1 protein-coding gene and 1 pseudogene are annotated in these 2,936 nt (G+C 53.1%); one reads left to right on the forward strand and one right to left on the reverse strand.

Annotation, left to right across the window (positions count from 1 at the left end; all coding sequences use genetic code 11):
- The first annotated feature begins 453 nt into the window (after positions 1-453).
- Positions 454-2,025 (forward strand): glycosyltransferase, encoded by a 1,572-nt coding sequence (locus ACT3TS_RS19470; RefSeq protein WP_444533183.1) that lies wholly within the window; start codon positions 454-456, stop codon positions 2,023-2,025.
- Between the two features lie 69 nt (positions 2,026-2,094).
- Here ACT3TS_RS19470 and ACT3TS_RS19475 read toward each other — a convergent pair.
- Positions 2,095-2,831, reverse strand: a pseudogene (locus ACT3TS_RS19475) (ISL3 family transposase); the annotation flags it as partial.
- Positions 2,832-2,936 lie beyond the last annotated feature (105 nt).

A 2,936-nucleotide genomic window follows, 5' to 3' on the forward strand; every position in this document is an offset into this window, starting at 1 on the left:
CTTTTTCCTTGCCAGTACGGACGATTGCTACCGCGTGTTGGCCACTTTTGCCGACGTCAACACCAATGAAGATTTCGACTTGCGCATGGCTCTCACTCAACGCCCCCCCCCCCCCCAAAAAAAATAGTTACCTGTGAAACAGCTGTTGGCCGAACATGGAAGAGGTTTTACTTTGATCTGCAGTTTCAGGTAGGAAGGCTCTTCCCCCGAAATATTGTGGGTTCGCATGGACCTGAACATTGTGCTGAACCTGCCGCAGAAACTGAGGAGAGACCAACCTCGCATGTGCCCGCGACGGTGCATCGGATAGTCCGCGTCTGTATCGACTGGCAATGGCTGTAGGGTACGGCATGACTGAGACCAGGTTGGCGGACGTACTTCACAGCATAGGCAACGTCAGTTGTGCGGGCGCCGACCCGACAATTCTCATCCTTGTACTCTATGCTTGGCATCGTGGATGATACAGAATTGAATCGACTGGAGGCCGCGCCTGCAGTTGTACAAGTAATGGATAGCTTAGGACGGAACCGGGGCGGACTTACGAGAGCCGCATTTGAGCGGTTCCGACTTCTGGCCCAGGGCCGTCGCGCGATATTGGTTCTTGTGGCCCACCAGCCAAATATAGAGGAACTTTTCGAACAGTTAATGGCGGAGGGGGAACTGCCAAAGCACACAGAGCTTTTCAGCTTTCACCTCGATTTGCGTCGAGCTCACCGATTGCCCTTTGCCAAAGTTGAATTCGAGCACCTCGACTGGGAAAGTAACCAAGATATTCAGTGTGCTAATGAACCTATTCGCAGCGGATCACTACGTAGATACTTCATTCAAGGATCTTTCTTGGGCACTGTATCTCGCGATAGCCAAGGCAGCCTGAAGTATGTCGATCACCACAACGCGAGAAATCCGTGGCAGCGAGACTACAGAGACATCTGCTGGGAACATGGCGACATCGTTAAGCGCGATTTCTACGATGACAACGGCACCCCTCGATATCGGAATTATATTGACCAAACCGGACGACCCTATCTATCTGTGTGGGTAAATGAAACTGGATATGAGTATCGTGTCGTAGAATATGATGTTTCAGGAACTATTCATCATGGAGATATGCGTGATGCCAATGCGGCTTGGCTTTCCAGGAAGCTTGCGAACATTGGCCAGGCTATCGTATTCTCCGATGAACCGCGAACAAGTTTCACATTTTCAATCAAGTCACCGAACATAATTCATATCGGTTCAATCCACACTACTCACTACAGAAACAATGTCGATGATTCTGAGGGTCTGAAGACATGGATGAAGCCATATCTCAAGAATATGGCGAATATTGATAGGCTTGTGTTCTTTACAGATACGCAAAGACGCGACTTTATCGTCGATACTGGTTGTGAGCCCAACAGCACTGCTGTATTACCACACGCGGCGCCTGTGAGCGCGGGGTTGAAGCTTCAGGCATTGAGGGAACGTGAGCCAGGTCTATTTGTTACGGTGTCTCGTCTGGGTGACGATAAGCGAATTATCGATGCAATTCGAGCGTTCGAGAGGGTGGCTGCTGAATACCCAATCGCAAGGTACCGAATATATGGTGAAGGGCCTGAGCGAAACTCACTTCAGGCGGAGATTGACCGTCTCGGCCTTAGAGATATCGTCACACTGGAAGGGCATACGCCCAATCCTTTGGATCAATTCGTAGTCGCTGAAGCATCTCTGCTCACGACAAAATACGAGGGATTCGGGCTAGTGATTACGGAAAGCCTTGCATGTGGCACTCCGGTCATTGCTTACGACGTTATTTATGGACCACGGGATATTATTATTAATGGCGTAAACGGAATACTAGTCCCAAGCGGTGACATAGATGATCTTTCCAAGGCTATATTGAGCGTCCTGCAGAATCGAAAGTTTCTGGGAGAGTTGCAAAAGTCAGCAGCGGTTTCTGCACTTCAATTTGATGTGCATAGATGGTCTGGGGGGTGGCGGGAACAACTTTCCCACGCTGATGTATTTCTTAATACTGTCAAGTAGCTCGAATATTCCTTGCAGAGTCGCCAGTATGGCGGGGACCGACTGTCTGCGCTCCGGTTCTTTGGCTATTCAGAATTGAGAGTGTAGTTTCGGTTTGAAGCCGCCGGATTCCAGCAGCGACCTGGCGACGTAGTTGGTGAGGTTGCGGAAGCCCAGGGCAGATCCTCGGAGGTGTTCCAATCTTCCATTGACGGCGTCAGTTGGGCTGTTCGATGTTCCTTGCCGATCGAAGTAGGCGAGCATGTCCTCGGCCCTGCGTTTGAGGGTTCCACAGAGTTTCTTGAGTTCTTTCAGAGAGGCGGGGAGCTTGGTGCTGAGGGAGTCAATGAGGGCTTGCACGAGCTTCTTCGCCTTGGCGCGGTCTGGTTCCCGGTAGTCGTTGATCATGAGCTGGTAGGCGCCCCAGGTCGCTTCGACCTCGATATGTTTTTCCTCGGCAAAAAGTTCATCGAGGCGTTTTTGTTGCTTCTCGTTTAGCAGCCCTTCGCCGGTGTGCAGGGTCAGTCGGGCCTTGTAGAGCGGGTCGCGTGCCCGGCCGCGGTGCCCGCAGGTGGCTCGCTGAACGCGGCGGCGGCAGTCATCGAGCGCGTCGCCGGCAAGGCGAACAACGTGGAAGGGATCCATCACCGCAACAGCGGCAGGCAGTTCCTCGTCCACTGCGCTTTGACGCCGGAGGAGTCGTCCATGGCCACGACTTCTATCTGGCCCCGCCATGCCTGTGGGCGTTCCTGCAACTAGGTGGCGAATACTTGTTTTGAGCGTCCCTCGTCCAGGTCCAGCAGGCGGGAGGGCGGGAGGGCGGTGCGCTACGAGTCCCGCAAGGCCGATAGGACCGGAAACCTGCTCGTTGACGGGAACACGTACGCGGCCGGGCCCGCTTTCCACGGACGGATGCTCACCGTTGGATTAGG

Source organism: Specibacter sp. AOP5-B1-6 (genome assembly GCF_052376555.1).
GTDB lineage: Bacteria > Actinomycetota > Actinomycetes > Actinomycetales > Micrococcaceae > Specibacter.